The following is an 18,051-nucleotide window of genomic DNA, read 5'->3' as shown; positions in this document are numbered from 1 at the left end:
TGATGTGCCCTTTTTTCTATGCACTTTTTTCTTTTGTTCGAATATATAAAATGAAAAAGGAAGAATCCTATGAAGCGAAACACCTATATTGATTTTTTAGCTTATTACGGAATTGGGAGTGCTCACCCAGGTGGATTTACACTTACGAAACAAGTATTAGCACAAATGCCACTTGGAATGCATGCGAACGTACTAGAGGTCGGATGCGGAACAGGACGGACAGCAGCTTATATGAGCCAAGTGTATGGCTATCAGGTGACGGCGGTAGAAAATAATGAAATGATGATTCAAAAAGCGAGGGATAGATGGTTAGCTCAAGGGCTAAGTATAGACTTAATACAAGGAAAAGTTGAACAGTTACCATGTAAGGATGAGACTTTTGAACTTGTTCTTGGGGAATCCATTCTTGCGTTTACGAATAAAGAGCAGTCTATTCCGGAATGCTATCGCGTACTTCAGAACAATGGAAAGCTTGTTGTGATTGAAATGGTTCTAGAATCTCCTCTAGACAAAGAGGCTGAAACAACTATATTACAATTATATGGAATGGAGGAATTGTTAACGGAGACAGAGTGGATTCATTTGTTTCAAAAAGCAAACTTTCAGCGTATTATCGTTGGCGGAGGTGGTACAATTGCAGAAACGGTTGCGAGTCAAATGGAAGAACCAGAATGGAATGTATCACAATTTATTCCAAAAGAACTCTATCATACGTGGGTGCAGCATGAACAGCTATTGCATAAATATCAACACATGTTAGGACATCGAGTTTTCATTTGTGAAAAATAAATATGTAAAAAGAGTGAATCATCAAATGACGGCACTGAAAAAGTGATTGCTTTGAAAAAATAACACGTATTTTAGCAAAATGTTGAGAGTGAAAAGGAGCCTGTCACCTGCTATATACAGGTGACAGGCTCCTTTTTGTTATGAAGTGAACTTTTTCAGCGGCTTCCTATCAAATGGGCAACTCTTGTATAATTAAATGAAAAATAGTGCTGCTAAAGCGATGCCGAAAATGAATCCAAAAGCAAGCTCGTACCCACCGTATCCGTAGCCCCAGCCACCGTAACCAAACCCACAGTAATTACATTTACTTAATCCACCGCAAAAATCGCAGCCTCCGTATGGATACGCATTGTAATATCCGAACCCTGTATCGAAAGATGGACGATGAATAGGGTCAATCCAAACAGAATCTTGTGTCACATCTACGATTCTTCCTAAATGAATGTAGCCATCACGATCTTCAATTCGTACAACTTTTCCAAAGTAACGTTGACATATATTATAGCATTTTTGTCTATGCATGTTCTTTCCTCCTTCCGTATTACAGTAATACGATATGTGAATAGGACAAGTGTGGCTTGTACGAACGCCTTGTATCTCATAATTGTGAAGGAAATGGGGAATATATGTAGGATCAATCGGTAAGGAGTGAATGAAATGAAAGCGACAGATCAATTTCAAATATATGAGGTACCTTGGGAGCGTTTGGTTATTGCTCTCCGAGAAGAAATGAAGAAACAGGTGGGAGCGGATATTATCGATCAAGTTGTTTGTAATTTGAAAGATGGATTTGAAGTGTATACTTATATACAAGGAGATTTAGAATTTGAATATAAAGAAGCGCTTGAAAGAAAATTTGGTAGTGATGCAAAAACGCCAAATGTGTTAACAGTGTTGCTGTTGGCAAGTATGTATCAGACAGGTGAAGAAAATATTCGCTTACATGCAGACGATAAAGAGAACCCCGTTGTAGAAGTGTATGTGAAAAAATAAAAAACGCTATAAATGATGCACACGTTTCGTTAAAAGGGAATCAAACGTTTGTGATGTTTTTTATAGGAAAAGTGGTCAGATCCTGCTTCTTGAAGCAGGATCTTTATGTGGAAATATCTTTTTTGCGCATGGATGAAAGGGAAAAGTCATCTTTTATTTTGGTAATATTGTTTACATAATGATGTTATGGTGATATCTAGCTTAAAAATACAAGTCATATATCTTGTTTCTTTTCATAAATTTAAACATAGGAATTTGTCTACAAAGGTGGCGAAGCATCCATATGAAGATTCGAATCTGTGCCACATTTATTTGTATTCTACTAGTATGTTTCATTCCTTTTTCAACTTGTGCAAAAGGAGAGGGGGCAAAGGAAAGGGTCGTTTCACTTGTATATGATGATTCTGGCAGCATGAGAAATAACGATCGCTGGAAGTATGCCAATTACGCTTTGCAAAGTTTAGTTGCATTATTAGATGAGAAAGATACATTTTCATATGTGCCTATGAGCCGTCCAGAAGAAGCATTTCAACTCGCGCTCACAAATGAAAAGAGACAAACAGAAATAAATCAAATTGGAGCTTGGAAACATTATTTGAATACACCGTTTCGGGCTGTAGAAACCGCGATGCAATCTATAAAAAAAGAAGCCGAAAGAGATGACAAACGTGAATTTTGGCTCATTGTATTAACGGATGGAGCTTTTAATGAATTAGAAAAAGAAAAGAATGGTGGAAAAGAATACGTGACGCAGCAACTGAGGCAATTTAAAAAAGAAATGGAAACGAAAAAAATATCTTTGCATCCGGTTTTAATCACGATGGAAGAAAACTTAGGACCGCAAGAACAGCAACAAATGAATCTATTTAAAGAAATATGGCAGAAAGAAATAAACGGCATCATCATGCCATCAAGTGGTGAAGATGGGGTGATTCAAAGTGTCAATCAAGCTGCGGCTTTAGTTGCGAATCGGGACCCATTTTCTTCGGTCGAATCAATTGTGAAAACAAAAATAAAAGGGAATACAGTGGAGATTGCTACACCATTTCCATTGAAACGAATGACTTTGGTAAAACAATCTTCTCTTGCCTCACAATACCAGGTGAAAAAGCTTGAAAACCCATTAATCTTGCAAAACTCTTTTTCTATTCATGCACCGGGAGAATCTCGTTTATATGGTGAAATTGCACATATTCAAGCGGAAAATCAAACAGTGATTAAACCGGGAACATATCGGATAGAGGTGGACAGAGAAATTGGAAAAGAAGAGCTAAAAGTGCTTGTAGAGCCAGCGCTCGATTATCAGCTTTCTATTTATGAGAAAGAAGATAAAGAAAAGAAAGATACGGAAACAATGTATGAGGGAACGACCGCTATAATTGAAGCAAAGCCTACAGAATTACCTATTCAATCTTCTTATTTTCAAGCAGAAATAGAAATAGATGGTAAGTTGTATCCGATGAAATGGGATGGGAAAAGAAATGTATTTTATTATGAAACAAAAGTCGAAAAACAATTTATTCGTGGAAAAGTTCATATGAATATAAAAGGATTTTATAGACAAACAAAAGAATTTCGTATTCAGCCTGAAACTAGACCGAAGTTGTCATTACAAACTCTTACAAAAGACTACCAAGAAAAGGTAACAAATTTAACGAATAGCAAACCTTTTGTTATGCAGCCGCTGTTAAATGGAAAACCGATGACGGAAGCAGAAGTAAAAAGGGTATTATCGTCTACTCACATCACATCTAATCAATCGATTCACTATGAATTAACACAGCATCGTAATCAAATCTATGTATATCCTCGTCCGTATTACTCCGATACATTTAATTTTACAGATACAGGTAACGTAAAGGCTACTATCACAATACGCGATTCAAAGCTGCAAAAAGTAGAGAAAACCATTTCCTTTTATATTCAAAATGCACCGTTTTGGGAACGGTACGCAGTCATTTTTCAATTTGTAATACCAGTTACTTTATTCCTTTTCATTGTCGGAATTCTTATTTTAGGCTGGGTTGTCCGGCCAAGATTTCATCGGAAAGCAATGCTCTATTACGAATGGGATCAAGAGGTGGCGAAAGATTGGTTCTATCAATCTGAGCCAGAGCTTTTAAGAAATAAATGGTGGAAACATTATTTTGGCATTCCATTTCGTGCAGAGAGAAAAACCATTCAGTCCATTACATTGATTGCGAAAAAAGGATCGAAATCGATATTTGTAGCGAAGGAATCACAAGTAATTGGCATGATTATTGACGGTATGTTTATTACGGAAGAAGAGATTGGATATGAACATAAGACGCTATATCCAAATGAAATTGTCGTAATTGATAGAGGATATGGGAAGGAGATTTATCGATATGAGTGTGAATAGAGGGATTCACAAAAGTGCGGTGAACGATACTTCGCATATTTCTGGCAGACGTGTCACGCTCTGTTAAGGATCTTACTTTTCTTTTTTAGCTCTAGTAGTAATTTGATTGTATCTTTTCATCTTTTGAGCATGTACAAACAGGAAGGTGGTTTACATGACATTACAAGTTCCAACGATTTTAATTGGTTTAGGCGGAATTGGGAGTGCTGTTACACATCAAATATATGAAAAGTTGCCAGAAAATCGTCGGAAAAGAGTCGCGATGCATGTGTTTGATACGGATGTGAATACGTTAAGTAAGTTTGAACATATTCGAAAATTTAAGACACAAACGAGTTCCAGTAAAACACCAAGAGAATATATTGCAGGAGATCCGACGATTCCAGAATGGTTTCCGATGGATCCGACAATTTTAGATAAACCGCTAACAGAAGGTGCGGGGCAAATGCGCGTGATTTCACGTTTAGCTTTACGTGCTGCGATGAAAGAAGATAAATTAACAGCCTTTTGGCAAGAAATCGAAAAGATTTTTCCTGTGACAAGCGATCAAACAGAATATGGCGTTCGCGTTATTATTGTCACATCACTTGCTGGTGGAACCGGATCAGGGATGTTTTTACAAATTGCATTATACTTACGTGAAATGCTTCGGAAGAAATTGCAACATCATAACATTTTAATTCGAGGTGCCTTTTTAATGCCAGATGTGCTTGTGAAAACACGTACGGTCAGTGCGAAAGAATATGAAACGGTGCAAGCAAATGGATATGCTTCTTTAAAAGAACTTCATGCGATTACACTCGGTTCAACTGGCGAGATATCAAAGCGTGGTGGTGTAACAATTGAACTTGAATATCGTCCTGATCAAGTAGATGAGGATGGAAGAACGAATCATACAATTAAGCAACATCATTTACCTTATAATTATTGTTTCTTATATGATTATGAAAATTTGCACGGGCATCATCTACACAATGTAACAGATTATATGGAGCAAATGACAAATACAATTTATTTACAACTATTTAGTCCCATGTCTACTAGTCACTTTGCACAAGAAGACAATCAAATTCAGCAATTAGCCGAGTCAAATGGTAAAGCTCGTTATTGTGGTGCAGGCACGGCTAAGTTAATTTATCCATATGAACACGTATTGAAATATTGTGCTTTAAAATGGGCTGTGCAAGGTTTAGATGAATCATGGCTTCATTTAGATCAATTGTTTCAGGAGAAAAAGCAGCGTTATGAACAAGATGTGCGCCGCGGTATGCAGCGAGAAAAGCCTGAGCGCGGGAAGAGTTATTTAGAGGATTTAGAGCATTTGGCAACGCGTCCTGAGCAAGCGCATATTTTCTACAGACAAATGTATAATGAAACGCGTGAAGGAGCAGAAGGTGGAAAAGTTGGTGTTGCTAAGTCGAAATTGTTTTTAGAAGCGGTGGAAAGTTATGTGCAGCGTACAGTGCAAAAGGATGAAGAACTCAATCGATTGCAACATGAATGCAAAATTTCAGCAGCGAAGCTGAAAATTCCAGAGCAAATGAAAGGAGAAGTAGCGAGGGTAGATCATGCTGTTCGATTGTATGCATATGCAATACCAAGCCGCGTACATGAACATGTAACAACCCTGCTTTATGAAATAGTTGAATCAGATCGCTATGCACCTAGTGGCTCAGAAGGACAGTCGTATCAATTAAACACATGGTTTTTAAAGAAAACAGAGGCAGTTCATCCTGTGGCTGCTCGTTTTATGTTATATGAAATTCGAAAACAATTAATCGAAAAAATAAATCGCTTACATGAGAATAATGAACAAAAACGAAATTTAATTCAAAATTACGATAAGAAGTTTAATGTGAGCAATATTGATGGGACAGTTACAGCGGTGCGCCGCGTTGAACTTGCACAGCAGCAAAATTGGTTTGGAAAAATGTTTTACAATCAACAGCGTATGTTTCGAAAAGAATTTGAAGATATCGTAACGCAATATGTGCATAAACTAAATGAATATCGCAAGGAAATGTTGCTAGAACTCGTATATCAATCGCTCTACCAAACGATTTATAAGATGATTCAACATTGGGAGCGCTTCTTTGACAACTTACAAGAGACGCGTGAAAATTTATTATTTGAAATTCAAAAGCGGAGTAAAGAATTTGAAGGAAAAACAAACCCGACAAATGTGTATGTATTAGCAGATGAACAGTTACAAGAGAAAATATGGAAAGATATGCAGCAACATTTAAATTTAGGCGTATTACCAAAAGATATATCCGCGGAAATATATATGAGTTTATATGGGGAATATTGTCGCGATATACAAGCCGAGGAAAGTCAATCGCAAAAGGTCGAGGATTTTTATAGAGAGCATATATTAACGTATTGTTATAAGGAACTTCAAGTACGATATCGCGACAAATTAGAACTCAATATTATTGAAGCGCTTCGCAAAGAGGCTGACTTTAAAAAACGAGATCGGAATGAATATGTAAGAGCGAAAATTGAAGATTTGTTCCATTTAGCAAGTCCGTTTATTCCAAAGGTAGCTCATCATCGAGAATTGCAATATTGGGGTGTTCATCCTTCCTTAAAGAAAGAATTACAAGAGGAGCTTTTGCAAGAATTGTTTCAAGAAAAAGATACAGTGAACGAAGCTTTCTCTCCGTTTGAAGTAATCTGTTACAGAGCACATTATGGGTTGTCATTGCAAGATTTTCCAAAGTTATCGTCCGGTCATATCGCGAACGGTCTTCTATATGATAAAGGAGATTACTTTCAATCGTATTACCGACGTGTCAATAAGTTGAATAGTAAAAAATCGAATTTGACACCGCATTTAGATAAATATTGGCACTTACCAGCCTTTATGCCCGACTTAAATGCGACGCAAACGAAGCTAGATTATGATAAATGTAATCGTGCTTTACTGTATGCGTATATATACCGGTGGATTAGCTTAGTTGCTGTGGACGGCCAATTTGTTTATCAATATAACGGTGTAGGGAGAAGTTTTTTAATACAGTCTATGGGGAAAAACATTCCAAGTGAAATTTATAAATTGCATCGCGCTCTGCTTCATAATCCGTTTATTTATGAAAATATTTTATCTCGTTTTGAAGAAGAGCAAGAAAAAGCGATGGTGCAAGGAGGGCACTTGTATACGCAAACATTTGTATTAGGTGCTCAAGATGTTAGATGGCTTCGTAAAGAGCATGTGCATAATATTTTAGATGTAATTTTAATGTATGATCGTGAGGCGAAATATGATCCAACGTTAGAAGAAACATCAGATGAATTATTGCGTTTACTTCTAGATGAAGTACTTTTATATTTTGAGAATTATTATGGAGCAGGAGCAGAAACTATTGCGAAAAAAGAAGCAGAATTATTTATGAAGCAGTTATGGGATCGCTCATATGCGAAAGGGTATGTAGATCCCAATAGTGCCCCTTATAAAAAATGGCAGCATATATTATGTGTGTTAGATGAGGAAGAAGAAACAAAAACGAATGCGTAGAAGGAAGATAGGGAACCCTTAATCATGCCGAGATTATTTTGAAAAGAGGGGTTTAGGTGCCATTTTTAGGAAGTGTGTATCAAATATTTGGGTTATATCCAGAGATTTATTATGGGATGATTTCATCGGATATAAAAGAAGAAGTACAGAAAGATGGCGAACAAGAAGAACAAGAACAGACGTATGAATGACCATGCAGGCTCGCTTGCATGGTTTTTTCATGATACAATAAAGCGAATTTTGAGAAGGAGAAAAAGGAATGAAGTGGATTTATTTTATCGTTATTAATGTGATTGCATTTAGTATGATGGGATTGGATAAACGAAAGGCCAGAAAGAAAAAATGGCGCACGCCAGAAAGGACATTATTTTTAGTAGCAGCGGCTGGAGGGGCACTTGGAGCATGGTTTGGTATGTATGTTTTTCATCATAAAACACATAAGAATCAATTTGTACTTGGGATTCCTCTGCTTGTTTTCATTACAATTGGCCTGTTTTTTGTTGTATAAAAAATGAGAATACAAAGTGTGTCGAAAAAAATGCAGTTTCAATATTGGAAAAATTCATGTAAGGCAACGTATAATGGAGAGAAAAAGAGAAGAGGGGAAAAGGGAAGATGGAGAGTCAAAAAGCACTACAAAGAAAAGGAATTATATATGCGGCTGGTGCTTATACGATGTGGGGGATCCTACCAGTTTATTGGAAATGGGTAGAAGAAGTTCCTGCTGAGGAAATATTGGCACATCGCATCGTTTGGGCTTTTGTTTTTATGTTAATTGTTCTTGGTGTATCAAAGCGATTTGGTCAATTTATGAGTGAACTGATGAAACTTTTTACACAACCTAAATTGTTCATCTCGTTAACAATTGCGTCTATTTTAATTACTGGAAACTGGTTTGTGTACATATGGGCGGTTAATCATGGTCATATTATTGAAGCCAGTCTTGGTTATTATATTAACCCACTAGTAAGTATTGTCCTTGGGACGGTTGTTTTAAAAGAGAAGCTAAATTTTTGGCAATACGTTGCTGTTGGGCTAGCTGGAGTAGGGGTAGTGATTTTAACGGTTCGATACGGCGAAATTCCATGGATTGCTCTTTCGCTTGCATGTACATTTGGTTTATATGGTTTAACGAAAAAATTATTGAATTATGATGCAATGAATGGGTTGACCTTGGAAACAATGATCGTTACACCGGTTGCTGCTATCTATTTATTTATGGTTGGAGCGCATGGATTCGGTTCGTTTGGATCGATTTCTATAGCGGAAACATTACTTTTAATGGGAGCTGGAGCTGTTACAGCGTTGCCACTTTTTTACTTTGCTAAGGGAGCACAAAGGATTCCGCTATATATGATAGGATTTTTGCAATATATTGCACCAACAATCAATCTTATTTTAGGTATTTTTATTTTCCATGAGCATTTTACGTCTGCTCATAGTATGGCATTTTTATTTATTTGGATTGCATTGTTTATATTTTCTATCGCAAAAACAAAGTTTTTACTAAAAAAACAGCCTAAGTTTTTAAAAAATAAATCAGCAAAGTATTATAATGCGTAGTATTTTCTGCGCATTTTTTCTTTATACTTATAGTATAGAGTTTCCATTACAATAAGTGGGGAGATGGAAATGTGGAAACAATTCTACATAATGAACCGTTTATGGCCGCAGTATTATCGTGGTTTTTAGCACAATTTACGAAAGTGATTTTTAAACTCGCTAAGACAAGAGAATTTGATTTTGCTCAATTCTTTGCTTCTGGTGGTATGCCGAGTTCGCATTCTTCAACAGTTACTGCCTTAGCAACAGGTGTTGGAATTGTGGAAGGGATATCGAGTGCCGTGTTTGCTGTGGCAGTGATTTTCGCCATTATTGTTATGTATGACGCTTCTGGAGTCAGGCTTGCCGTAAGTAAACAGGCGAAGATTTTAAATGACTTTTTTCATGGGAGACAAACGAATTATAAAAAATTAAATGAACTTGTCGGTCATACTCCTTATCAAGTTGTTGTCGGAGCTATTTTAGGAGTTGTTGTCGGAATTTGGTACTGTATGTAAGCAGAATGTGTATGTTACATGTTCTGCTTTTTTGTTTTATACATAATTGTTATAAATTGTGAATATCGTGTATGGATTTCGAAAAGGTAGGTGAAGAGGGTGGTATTATACGGAAGAGTGTGTGCAGAAATAGAGCGGACAATCACTGCACTTCATACAATGCAACAGCAAGATGGTGCATGGCGCTTTTGTTTTGAAGGATCGCCATTAACAGATTGTCATATGATTTTTTTACTTCGATTATTAGAAAAGGAAGAAGAAATAGAGCCGTTTGTAGCAAGGTTAACGTCCATACAAACAAATGAAGGAACTTGGAAGCTATACGAAGATGAACGTGCTGGCAACGTATCTACTACGATTCAAGCATATGCGGCGTTACTTGCATCTGGCATGTATACGAAAGAGGATGTCAATATGAAGCGTGCGGAAGCTTTTATTCAAGAAAGAGGAGGAATTGCACGTTCTCATTTTATGACGAAGTTTTTATTAGCACTGCATGGAGGATATGAATATCCTAGAATGTTTTATTTTCCAACTCCTATTTTATTCTTGCCTGAAGATTCTCCACTTAGCATATTTGAACTTAGTAGTTCTGCGCGTATTCATCTTATTCCAATGATGATTTGTATGAACAAAAGATTTACTGTATCAAAAACTATACTTCCGAATTTAGATCATATTTCAGGAAGCAGTAAGTCCGAATGGTTTCGTGAGGACCGCTCCTCATTATTTGAAACGATTCTTGGAGAAGTGAAAAAGTTTGTAACGTATCCTTTATCTCTTCATCATAAAGGGGACAAAGAAGCAGAGCGCTTTATGATAGAGAGGATTGACAGAAATGGTACATTATATAGCTATGCGAGCGCTACATTTTATATGATTTATGCACTTCTGGCGCTAGGGCATCATATTCAATCACCTCTTATTCAACAAGCAGTCGCAGGGCTCCGAACATACAAATGGCATATGGAAGCGGGCATTCATTTACAAAACTCTCCATCTACCGTATGGGATACGGCTTTACTCAGCTATGCATTACAAGAAGCGAATGTAAATGAGAGCACACCTATGATTCAAACAGCAACAGAATATATATGGCAAAGACAACATCATGAAAAGAAAGACTGGAGCTTGCATGCACCTACACTTTCTCCTGGAGGATGGGGGTTCTCAGATGTGAATACAACAATTCCAGACGTTGATGATACAACTGCTGCTTTAAGAGCGTTAGCACGAAGCAGAAAAAGGAATAGAAGAATAGAGGAGGCTTGGAAAAAAGGGGTGAACTGGGTGAAAGGATTACAAAATAAAGACGGAGGATGGGCTGCTTTTGAAAAGGGGGTAACAAATCGGTTTCTGACACATTTACCATTAGAAAATTCTGGTGATATGATGACGGATCCTTCTACTGCAGATATTACAGGACGGGTTTTGGAGTTTTTTGGGACGTATGCTCCTAATGAATTACAAGATCATCAAAAGAATCGCGCGATTACATGGCTAATGGATGTTCAAGAGAACAATGGATCATGGTACGGAAAATGGGGGGTCAGTTATATATATGGTACGTGGGCTGCTCTTACAGGATTGCGAGCTGTTGGAGTTGCGAATACACATCCAGCTTTAAAAAAGGCAGTTATGTGGTTAGAACGTATACAACATCGCGATGGAGGCTGGGGAGAATCTTGCCGAAGTAGTATAGAAAAAAGATTTGTTCCGCTATCCTTTAGTACTCCTTCCCAAACTGCATGGGCGATTGATGCTCTTATTTCTTATTATGATGAAGAAACACCAGTCATTCGAAAAGGAATTTCTTATTTATTAGAGCACGCTGCGAGTCATCAAGAATATCCTACAGGAACAGGATTACCAAATGGATTTTATATTCGTTATCATAGTTATTCTTATATGTATCCATTACTTACATTTGCACATTATATAAACAAATACCGAAAATAAACCGAGAGCATTTCTCGGTTTATTTTTCGTGGGTAGTAGGTCCCAATTGAAAAGAGTGAAAGATAGGATTTATTTTTTTTTCGATTGGCGTTTTTGGCGTGCATCGGCGGCTGCTGCACGCGCGTTTGCTTCTAGGTCATCATGGTCAGCTAGTTCACGAGAGAACTCAACATCAATACCATCAGAAACTGGTTTTTTATTTTCGTTTTGTTTGTTCATTTGACACAATCTCCTTGTGCATTATGCTATGTTTCGAGTTTAGTTTGACACAAACAGACTTTTTTATACAAATATAATTTGGGGTTATTTGTAATGTTATTTTCCCAGGATTTGTAGATACGGATATAACGAAAACTATACTAGATAAAGTGATGCACGGAATTTCAGTTGGTCGGATTGGAACCTTTCAAGATATTATAAATACAGCTGCATATTTAGCGTCAAATTAGGTTCTCTATATTAAATGGGGAATTTTACATGTCATCGGTAGCTTGTATGTGTGAAGTAACTTTTATGTTTCCATAACATGAAAGAGCCTAGCCGTATTTGGCTAGGCTCTTTCATTAGTTTAAGTTCACCCAAACGCTTTTTACTTCTGTATAGTTATCTAGTGCATATGATCCCATTTCGCGGCCTAAGCCAGATTGTTTATATCCACCGAATGGAGATGCTGCATCAAAGACATTATAACAGTTTACCCAAACGGTTCCTGCACGAACTTTACTTGCGATATAGTGTGCATTTTTAATGTTTTCTGTCCAAACGCCAGCAGCTAAACCAAAGGATGATTTATTTGCACGTTCAATTACTTCATCGATATCGTTAAACGGTAATGCTGAAATAACAGGACCAAAAATCTCCTCTTTTGCAATGGTCATTTCATCATTTACGTCGGCAAACACAGTTGGGGCCACGAAATAGCCTTTATCGAATGGTTTATTTCCTCCGCAAAGTACCTCAGCACCTTCTTCGATCCCTTTTTCAATGTAGCCCATAACGCGTTGCTGCTGTTCTTCAGAAACGAGAGGGCCGATTGTTGTTTCCGGATCTAATCCTGCACCTTGTGTTAAATTTTTTGAATAAAGGACAAGGTCAGCCATAACATTATCGTACATTTTTTTCGGGATAAATAAGCGCGATCCAGCGCAGCATACTTGTCCTTGGTTAAACATAACACCCGACAGTGCGGCAGGAATTGCACGAGATAAATCAGCATCTGGCAAAATGATGTTTGGTGATTTTCCACCAAGTTCTAATGTTACACGCTTTAATGTTTCAGAGGCTTGTCTCATAATTTGTTTACCAACAGGGGTTGACCCTGTAAATGCAATCTTATCAACGAAAGGGTGATTTACAAGAGCTTGTCCAGCAATTTCCCCAAATCCTGGAACAATATTGACTACACCTTTTGGAAATCCAGCTTCTTCAAATAATTCGGCTAAATATAGAGCGGATAGCGGAGTCTGTTCAGCGGGTTTCAGTACAATTGTACAGCCTGTTGCCAAAGCAGCTCCCATTTTCCACATGGCCATAAGGAGAGGGAAATTCCATGGGATAATTTGCCCAACAACACCCACTGCTTCATGGCGTGTATAGTTAAAGTATTCGCCGGATACTGGGATGGTTTGTCCGACAATTTTTGTAGCCCAACCGGCATAATAACGCATATGCTCAATAGCAAGCGGAATATCTGCCGCTAATGTTTCACGAATGGGCTTACCGTTATCTAATGTTTCAAGCTGAGCTAATTCATTTTTATGTTCTTCCATTAAGTCTGCCAGTTTGTACATCAAGCGACTGCGCTCTGCACCGCTCATACATGACCAAGGTCCTTCATCAAAAGCTTGTCTTGCGGCCATTACAGCTTTATGAATATCTTCACGACCAGCTTCTGATACGATTGCAAGTGTCTCACCAGTTGCTGGGTTCGGTGTTTTAAATGTTTTTCCGGATACACTTTCAACAAACGTTCCGTTCACGTATAACTTTTTTGTTCCCTGAAGAAACTGTTCAACCTTTTCATGAAGATTTACAGCTAATTGACTCATTGCATAACCCCCTTGAAAATATATTGTAAACGCAGTAAGAGACAGCGTTTATCCCTGTAACAAGGTTGTAAAGAACAAGTTGAAAGACCTCTAATTTTAATCATAAATAATAAAAACTGAAAATTCAAATTTCATTTATGTTACAATTGTAAAAAATACGTAATGATGCATGATTTCTACATCATGATACAAATTCTTGTTTGTTTTTACTTTCTAGTAGGAAAAATGGGAAAAAGAATGGTACAATTATACTTTGTGAGAGGAGGGAGACAATGAAATATGATCATGAAGATTCGCGTTTTCGGTTTGCTCATAAGGAAGCGTTAATCGGACTAGGTCTTGCTTGTATAAATTTTGTTATATGGTATGGGTTTGCTTATGGACTAGGTAGTAAAGATCCGAGTGAATACACATATATATTCGGTTTTCCAGCTTGGTTTTTTTATAGCTGTATCGTTGGATTTCTTATCATGGTTGTCTTGCTAAGTTTAGTTGTACGCTTTGTATTTCAAGATATTCCACTCGATGAGGAAGAAAAAAGTGAGGAATGATAGATGAATTGGTATGTAATAATTCCAATGATAATTTCTTTTATCATTGTATTTTTAATTGGTGTATATGCATCACGGCGCGTACAAGCGACAGCGCATCATAAATTTTTGCAAGAATACTTTCTTGGTGGACGTGAACTTGGTGGATTATTATTAGCAATGACAATGATTGCGACATATGGTAGTGCAAGCAGTTTTATTGGAGGGCCAGGTCTTGCTTACAATATGGGACTTGGATGGGTACTACTATCTGCTATTCAAATCGTCACCGGCTATATTGTATTAACGGTTCTTGGTAAAAAATTTGCCATTATTGCACGCAAAATGGAAGCCATTACACTTATCGATTATTTAAAAGGGCGCTATAATCATAAAGGTGTTGTCATTTTATCGGCATTATGCATTATTATCTTTTTATTTTCTGCAACTGTAGCCCAGTGGGTTGGTGGCGGACGGTTAATAGAATCGTTAACGGGGCTTTCCTATACAACATCTTTATTTTTGTTTACATTTTCTGTTCTTGTGTATGTTTTAATCGGTGGATTTCGAGCAGTTGCATTATCTGATACATTACTAGGAATCATTATGTTAGTGGGCACAACAATTATTTTAATTGCAACAGTAATCGCTGGGGGCGGAATTGAAAATATTATGCATGACCTTGTGCAAATCAATCCGAAGCTAATTACACCATTTGGAGCAGACGGCAGTTTAACGAAAACATATGTGACATCATTTTGGATTTTAATAGGGATTGGAGTAGTTGGATTACCGCAAATTAGCGTGCGTGCCATGTCTTATAAAAATTCAAAAGCGATGCATCAAGCATTAATCATTGGTACTGTTGTCGTAGGAACGATTATGATTGGCATGCATTTAACAGGTGTATTTGCTCGTGTTGTACTTCCAGGCATAGATGTGCCTGATAAGGTGATGCCTCTTTTAGCAATGGAAGTATTGCCACCTTGGCTTGCAGGAATTTTTTTAGCAGCACCGATGGCGGCGATTATGTCTACAGTGAATTCGCTCTTATTGCTTGTGAGTTCGTCTATCATGAAAGATATATACGTAAATTACATAAGTGAAAAAGCTACAGATCAAGCAATTAAAACAGGAAGTTTATGGATTACAGGGATCATTGGCTTACTTGTTTATGCAGCAGCGATTAAGCCACCAGACTTCTTAATTTGGTTAAATTTATTTTCTTTTGGTGGTTTAGAAGCAGCGTTTATTTGGCCGATTGTTTTAGGATTATATTGGAGAAAAGGAAATGCGATTGGTGCTTTTACATCTATAATTGTTGGGGTAGGATCTTATATCATCATTCACCTTTGGTTCCCCAATCCATTTCAAATTCATACGGTAGTATTTCCAATTTGTTTTGCGCTAATAGCTTACATACTTGGCAGCATTATGACAACGAAAAAAGAATCATAAAAAAACGCAGTGTTTACAAAAAACACTGCGTTTTCAGAGTGTTGAAAAACAACTCTGTCAATACGATTTTTTAAAAAAACTTTAAAAATGTCTCCTTTTCTAGAAGAATAAAAAGAAAGAAGGCGTTTTTCATGTTTTATAATCAAAAAAATCTTGAGATTACACAAAACCGTAAATTTTATGAAGCTATGTATGATCAAAATCATCATTTGGTTCGTATTGAAAAAGAAATGAATTGGAATATTGTTTATAAATTAGTAAAACCTTTTTATCAATCTCCTGTGGGGCGTCCTTCTGTAGATCCACTCATTATCGTAAAAATTTTGTTGATTCAATATGTTGAAGGGTTTCGCTCTGTCCGTTTCACATGTAAACAAGTCAAACAAAACGCTACATATAGATGGTTTTTAGGTATTTTTCCTCATGCAAACATACCATGTCATTCTACTATTTCTAAATTCCTTACTCACCGGATACAAGGTTCTTCCATTTGGGAAGATCTTTTTGATCATATCTTACATCAAATTCAAAAGGATGGTTTTTTATCCCGTGATATCTGGATTGCGGATGAAACAGAGCTGAAGGCAAATGCAAATAAGCGAAAACGTGAAGTTTGGATACAAGAAGTAGAAGTCAAAGAAGACTTTTACACATTAGAGAAAAGGAACAAGCGAAGAATCGAAAAGGGAAAGAAACCATTCCTTCCTCGGTCGACCAAAATCGAAACAAAACGCATTCTGAAAAGTCCAACTGATCCAGATGCACGTCTCTCTGTGAAACATGATGCCAGGGGACGGTTTGCTTATTTTGAACACCGAATGGTAGATGGCTTACACAATTTTATCATTGATACACACATTACACCGGCAAATGTCCCAGGACATCGTATTTTACGAAAGCGAATCGAATGTACAAAAGAACGATTGGGATATATTCCGAAAGAAATTGCGTTAGATGCGGGCTATTATAACGCTCGACTAGCGGAAGGATTGTTTCAAAACAATTTGTTTTCCTATATTTCTTATCGTCGTTATGCAAGTAAAGAACATCCAGAGTGCAAAAAGAACCAGTTTAAACAAGTACATGAAGATTTATATGCGTGTCCCTGTGGGATTCCGTTTTCCTATAAAACGACTACAAGAAATGGATATCATGAATACAAGCCTGAAAAAGGAAGTTGTACAGGGTGCCCATTTGCGAAAAAAACGGATCGGGTTTTACGTATCTCTGTCCACGAGGAAATCTATCATAAATTGAGGTAGCAGCGCTTGTCCGATAGAGGGGAAATTTTGCGGTTCGTGAGACCTTCGACTGAGGAACTTAGTTTTGCACAAAGTAAAGAACTCCACGGTTTCCGTTTCGCCCGTTACCGTGGAGTTCAAAAAGTAACAATCCAAGCTTTGTTGACAGCCATCATACAAAACTTGATAAAGTGGACCAAGCTACTCTCACTAAAAGAAGTTGGCCTATGTTTAACTTATCAAATTTCAGATGAAATAGAAAGTGAAACTGTCACATTTTAGGTGACAGTTTCCTTGACAAGATCTTTTTTCAACAACGTGAAACAATTTATTCATAAATTGTTTGGTTTAGCTTCATAAGCTAAAAATGTAGAGGAAATTGCTACTCTATATTTCTAACTAACATTTTTGCACCAGAACCAGATTTTGTACAGTTTTTTAACTAATTTATTAATAAATGCGAAATCTAAAATAGAATTAGATTAGGAATGTGTAAAAAATTGTATAGATTTATAGGATAAAAAGAGTTTTTCTTGTGATTTTTAGAGTCCATAATTTTTATTGATGGTATAATCAAAATTATGGAGGGATATTATGTTAATTTTTTATGTAATCCTATTTTTTCTTATATTTGGTATTTCATTTTTTTTATTTATTATATCTGGTTCATCAAAAATTAAGGCTAAAAACCTATCACGAATAATGGTCTGTTTAGGAATAAACCTACTTATAAGTCCAATATCTTTTCTTATAGGTGGGATAGCAGATTATGCAGGTGTTGTAGCTAATTATGGAGCTTATTTTGCAGGTGAGTCGACAATAGAACCTCCTCTAGTTAGTCGTACACTTTATTTTTTGGGGGGATTCTTCTTTATTCAAGTAATACCGCTTGTTATGCTACTTGTGGCTTTTTTGAGGTTTATTCAGAAGAGGAAAAAAGGATAAAGAGAATTTCAAAATAATTTTCATTAACTAGAATTATTTTAATAAGAAAGTCCTCCAGTTAAACAATTTGGAGGACTTTTAATAGTTTTTAAAATATATTTAATTTCAATAAAAGGATATAACATTTC

Annotated in this window: 17 protein-coding genes; 14 read left to right on the top strand and 3 right to left on the bottom strand. The window is 36.7% G+C overall.

The genetic code is table 11. The annotated features are described in order from the left end of the window. Positions 1–69: 69 nt before the first annotated feature. A complete protein-coding gene (locus tag MR059_RS16555; protein WP_048723949.1) occupies positions 70–789 on the top strand; it encodes a class I SAM-dependent methyltransferase in 720 nt (239 codons plus the stop codon). A gap of 192 nt (positions 790–981) precedes the next feature. Here the strand turns inward: MR059_RS16555 and MR059_RS16550 are convergent, their stop codons facing one another. Beyond that, positions 982–1,311, bottom strand: coding sequence for a hypothetical protein (locus tag MR059_RS16550; protein WP_012094683.1), 330 nt, complete (start codon positions 1,309–1,311; stop codon positions 982–984). A gap of 135 nt (positions 1,312–1,446) precedes the next feature. Between MR059_RS16550 and MR059_RS16545 the strand changes: the two genes are divergently transcribed. From MR059_RS16545 to shc, 8 genes are all read left to right on the top strand, one after another. Then, positions 1,447–1,782, top strand: a complete 336-nt coding sequence (locus MR059_RS16545; protein ID WP_012094682.1) for a hypothetical protein — start codon at positions 1,447–1,449, stop codon at positions 1,780–1,782. A gap of 283 nt (positions 1,783–2,065) precedes the next feature. After that, complete coding sequence (locus MR059_RS16540) at positions 2,066–4,165, top strand: vWA domain-containing protein (protein WP_012094681.1); 2,100 nt, start codon at positions 2,066–2,068, stop codon at positions 4,163–4,165. Between the two features lie 154 nt (positions 4,166–4,319). Then, positions 4,320–7,682, top strand: coding sequence for a tubulin-like doman-containing protein (locus MR059_RS16535; protein WP_012094680.1), 3,363 nt, complete (start codon positions 4,320–4,322; stop codon positions 7,680–7,682). A gap of 56 nt (positions 7,683–7,738) precedes the next feature. Continuing rightward, positions 7,739–7,873 carry a hypothetical protein gene (locus tag MR059_RS16530; protein ID WP_012094678.1) on the top strand — a complete coding sequence of 45 codons (135 nt, stop codon included), beginning with the start codon at positions 7,739–7,741 and terminating at the stop codon, positions 7,871–7,873. Positions 7,874–7,941: 68 nt separating this feature from the next. Beyond that, on the top strand, positions 7,942–8,190 hold the full coding sequence (locus MR059_RS16525; RefSeq protein WP_048723946.1) for a DUF1294 domain-containing protein: 249 nt from the start codon (positions 7,942–7,944) through the stop codon (positions 8,188–8,190). Positions 8,191–8,297: 107 nt separating this feature from the next. Further along, positions 8,298–9,245 carry an EamA family transporter RarD gene (gene rarD, locus MR059_RS16520; RefSeq protein ID WP_087098939.1) on the top strand — a complete coding sequence of 316 codons (948 nt, stop codon included), beginning with the start codon at positions 8,298–8,300 and terminating at the stop codon, positions 9,243–9,245. Positions 9,246–9,316: 71 nt separating this feature from the next. Continuing rightward, a complete protein-coding gene (locus MR059_RS16515; protein WP_012094675.1) occupies positions 9,317–9,742 on the top strand; it encodes a divergent PAP2 family protein in 426 nt (141 codons plus the stop codon). A gap of 99 nt (positions 9,743–9,841) precedes the next feature. Next, positions 9,842–11,701: a squalene--hopene cyclase gene (gene shc / locus MR059_RS16510; RefSeq protein WP_012094674.1), complete on the top strand. Its 1,860-nt coding sequence runs from the start codon at positions 9,842–9,844 to the stop codon at positions 11,699–11,701. 69 nt (positions 11,702–11,770) lie between these two features. Here shc and MR059_RS16505 read toward each other — a convergent pair whose 3' ends face one another. Together MR059_RS16505 and MR059_RS16495 are read right to left on the bottom strand one after the other, a co-directional pair. Next, the gene (locus tag MR059_RS16505; RefSeq protein WP_012094673.1) at positions 11,771–11,920 is read right to left on the bottom strand and encodes a YfhD family protein; all 150 of its coding nucleotides are present in this window, start codon (positions 11,918–11,920) and stop codon (positions 11,771–11,773) included. Positions 11,921–12,264: 344 nt separating this feature from the next. After that, positions 12,265–13,749: an aldehyde dehydrogenase family protein gene (locus tag MR059_RS16495; protein WP_242161909.1), complete on the bottom strand. Its 1,485-nt coding sequence runs from the start codon at positions 13,747–13,749 to the stop codon at positions 12,265–12,267. Between the two features lie 272 nt (positions 13,750–14,021). On the opposite strand from MR059_RS16495, the gene MR059_RS16490 reads away from it, so the two are divergent. The 5 genes from MR059_RS16490 to MR059_RS16470 all read left to right on the top strand — a co-directional run bounded on the left by MR059_RS16490 (position 14,022) and on the right by MR059_RS16470 (position 17,923). After that, a complete protein-coding gene (locus MR059_RS16490; RefSeq protein WP_012094671.1) occupies positions 14,022–14,300 on the top strand; it encodes a YhdT family protein in 279 nt (92 codons plus the stop codon). A gap of 3 nt (positions 14,301–14,303) precedes the next feature. Further along, the gene (gene panF, locus MR059_RS16485; RefSeq protein ID WP_210351296.1) at positions 14,304–15,737 is read left to right on the top strand and encodes a sodium/pantothenate symporter; all 1,434 of its coding nucleotides are present in this window, start codon (positions 14,304–14,306) and stop codon (positions 15,735–15,737) included. 131 nt (positions 15,738–15,868) lie between these two features. Further along, a complete protein-coding gene (locus MR059_RS16480; protein WP_242161908.1) occupies positions 15,869–16,999 on the top strand; it encodes a transposase in 1,131 nt (376 codons plus the stop codon). A gap of 36 nt (positions 17,000–17,035) precedes the next feature. Further along, a complete protein-coding gene (locus MR059_RS16475; protein WP_242161912.1) occupies positions 17,036–17,260 on the top strand; it encodes a transposase in 225 nt (74 codons plus the stop codon). A 312-nt stretch (positions 17,261–17,572) separates the two neighbouring features. After that, positions 17,573–17,923, top strand: coding sequence for a hypothetical protein (locus MR059_RS16470; protein WP_048723711.1), 351 nt, complete (start codon positions 17,573–17,575; stop codon positions 17,921–17,923). Positions 17,924–18,051 lie beyond the last annotated feature (128 nt).

Source organism: Bacillus cereus group sp. BfR-BA-01522 (assembly GCF_022662635.1).
Classification (GTDB): Bacteria; Bacillota; Bacilli; order Bacillales; family Bacillaceae_G; genus Bacillus_A; species Bacillus_A cytotoxicus.
This window is presented reverse-complemented; position numbering and strand designations above follow the sequence as displayed.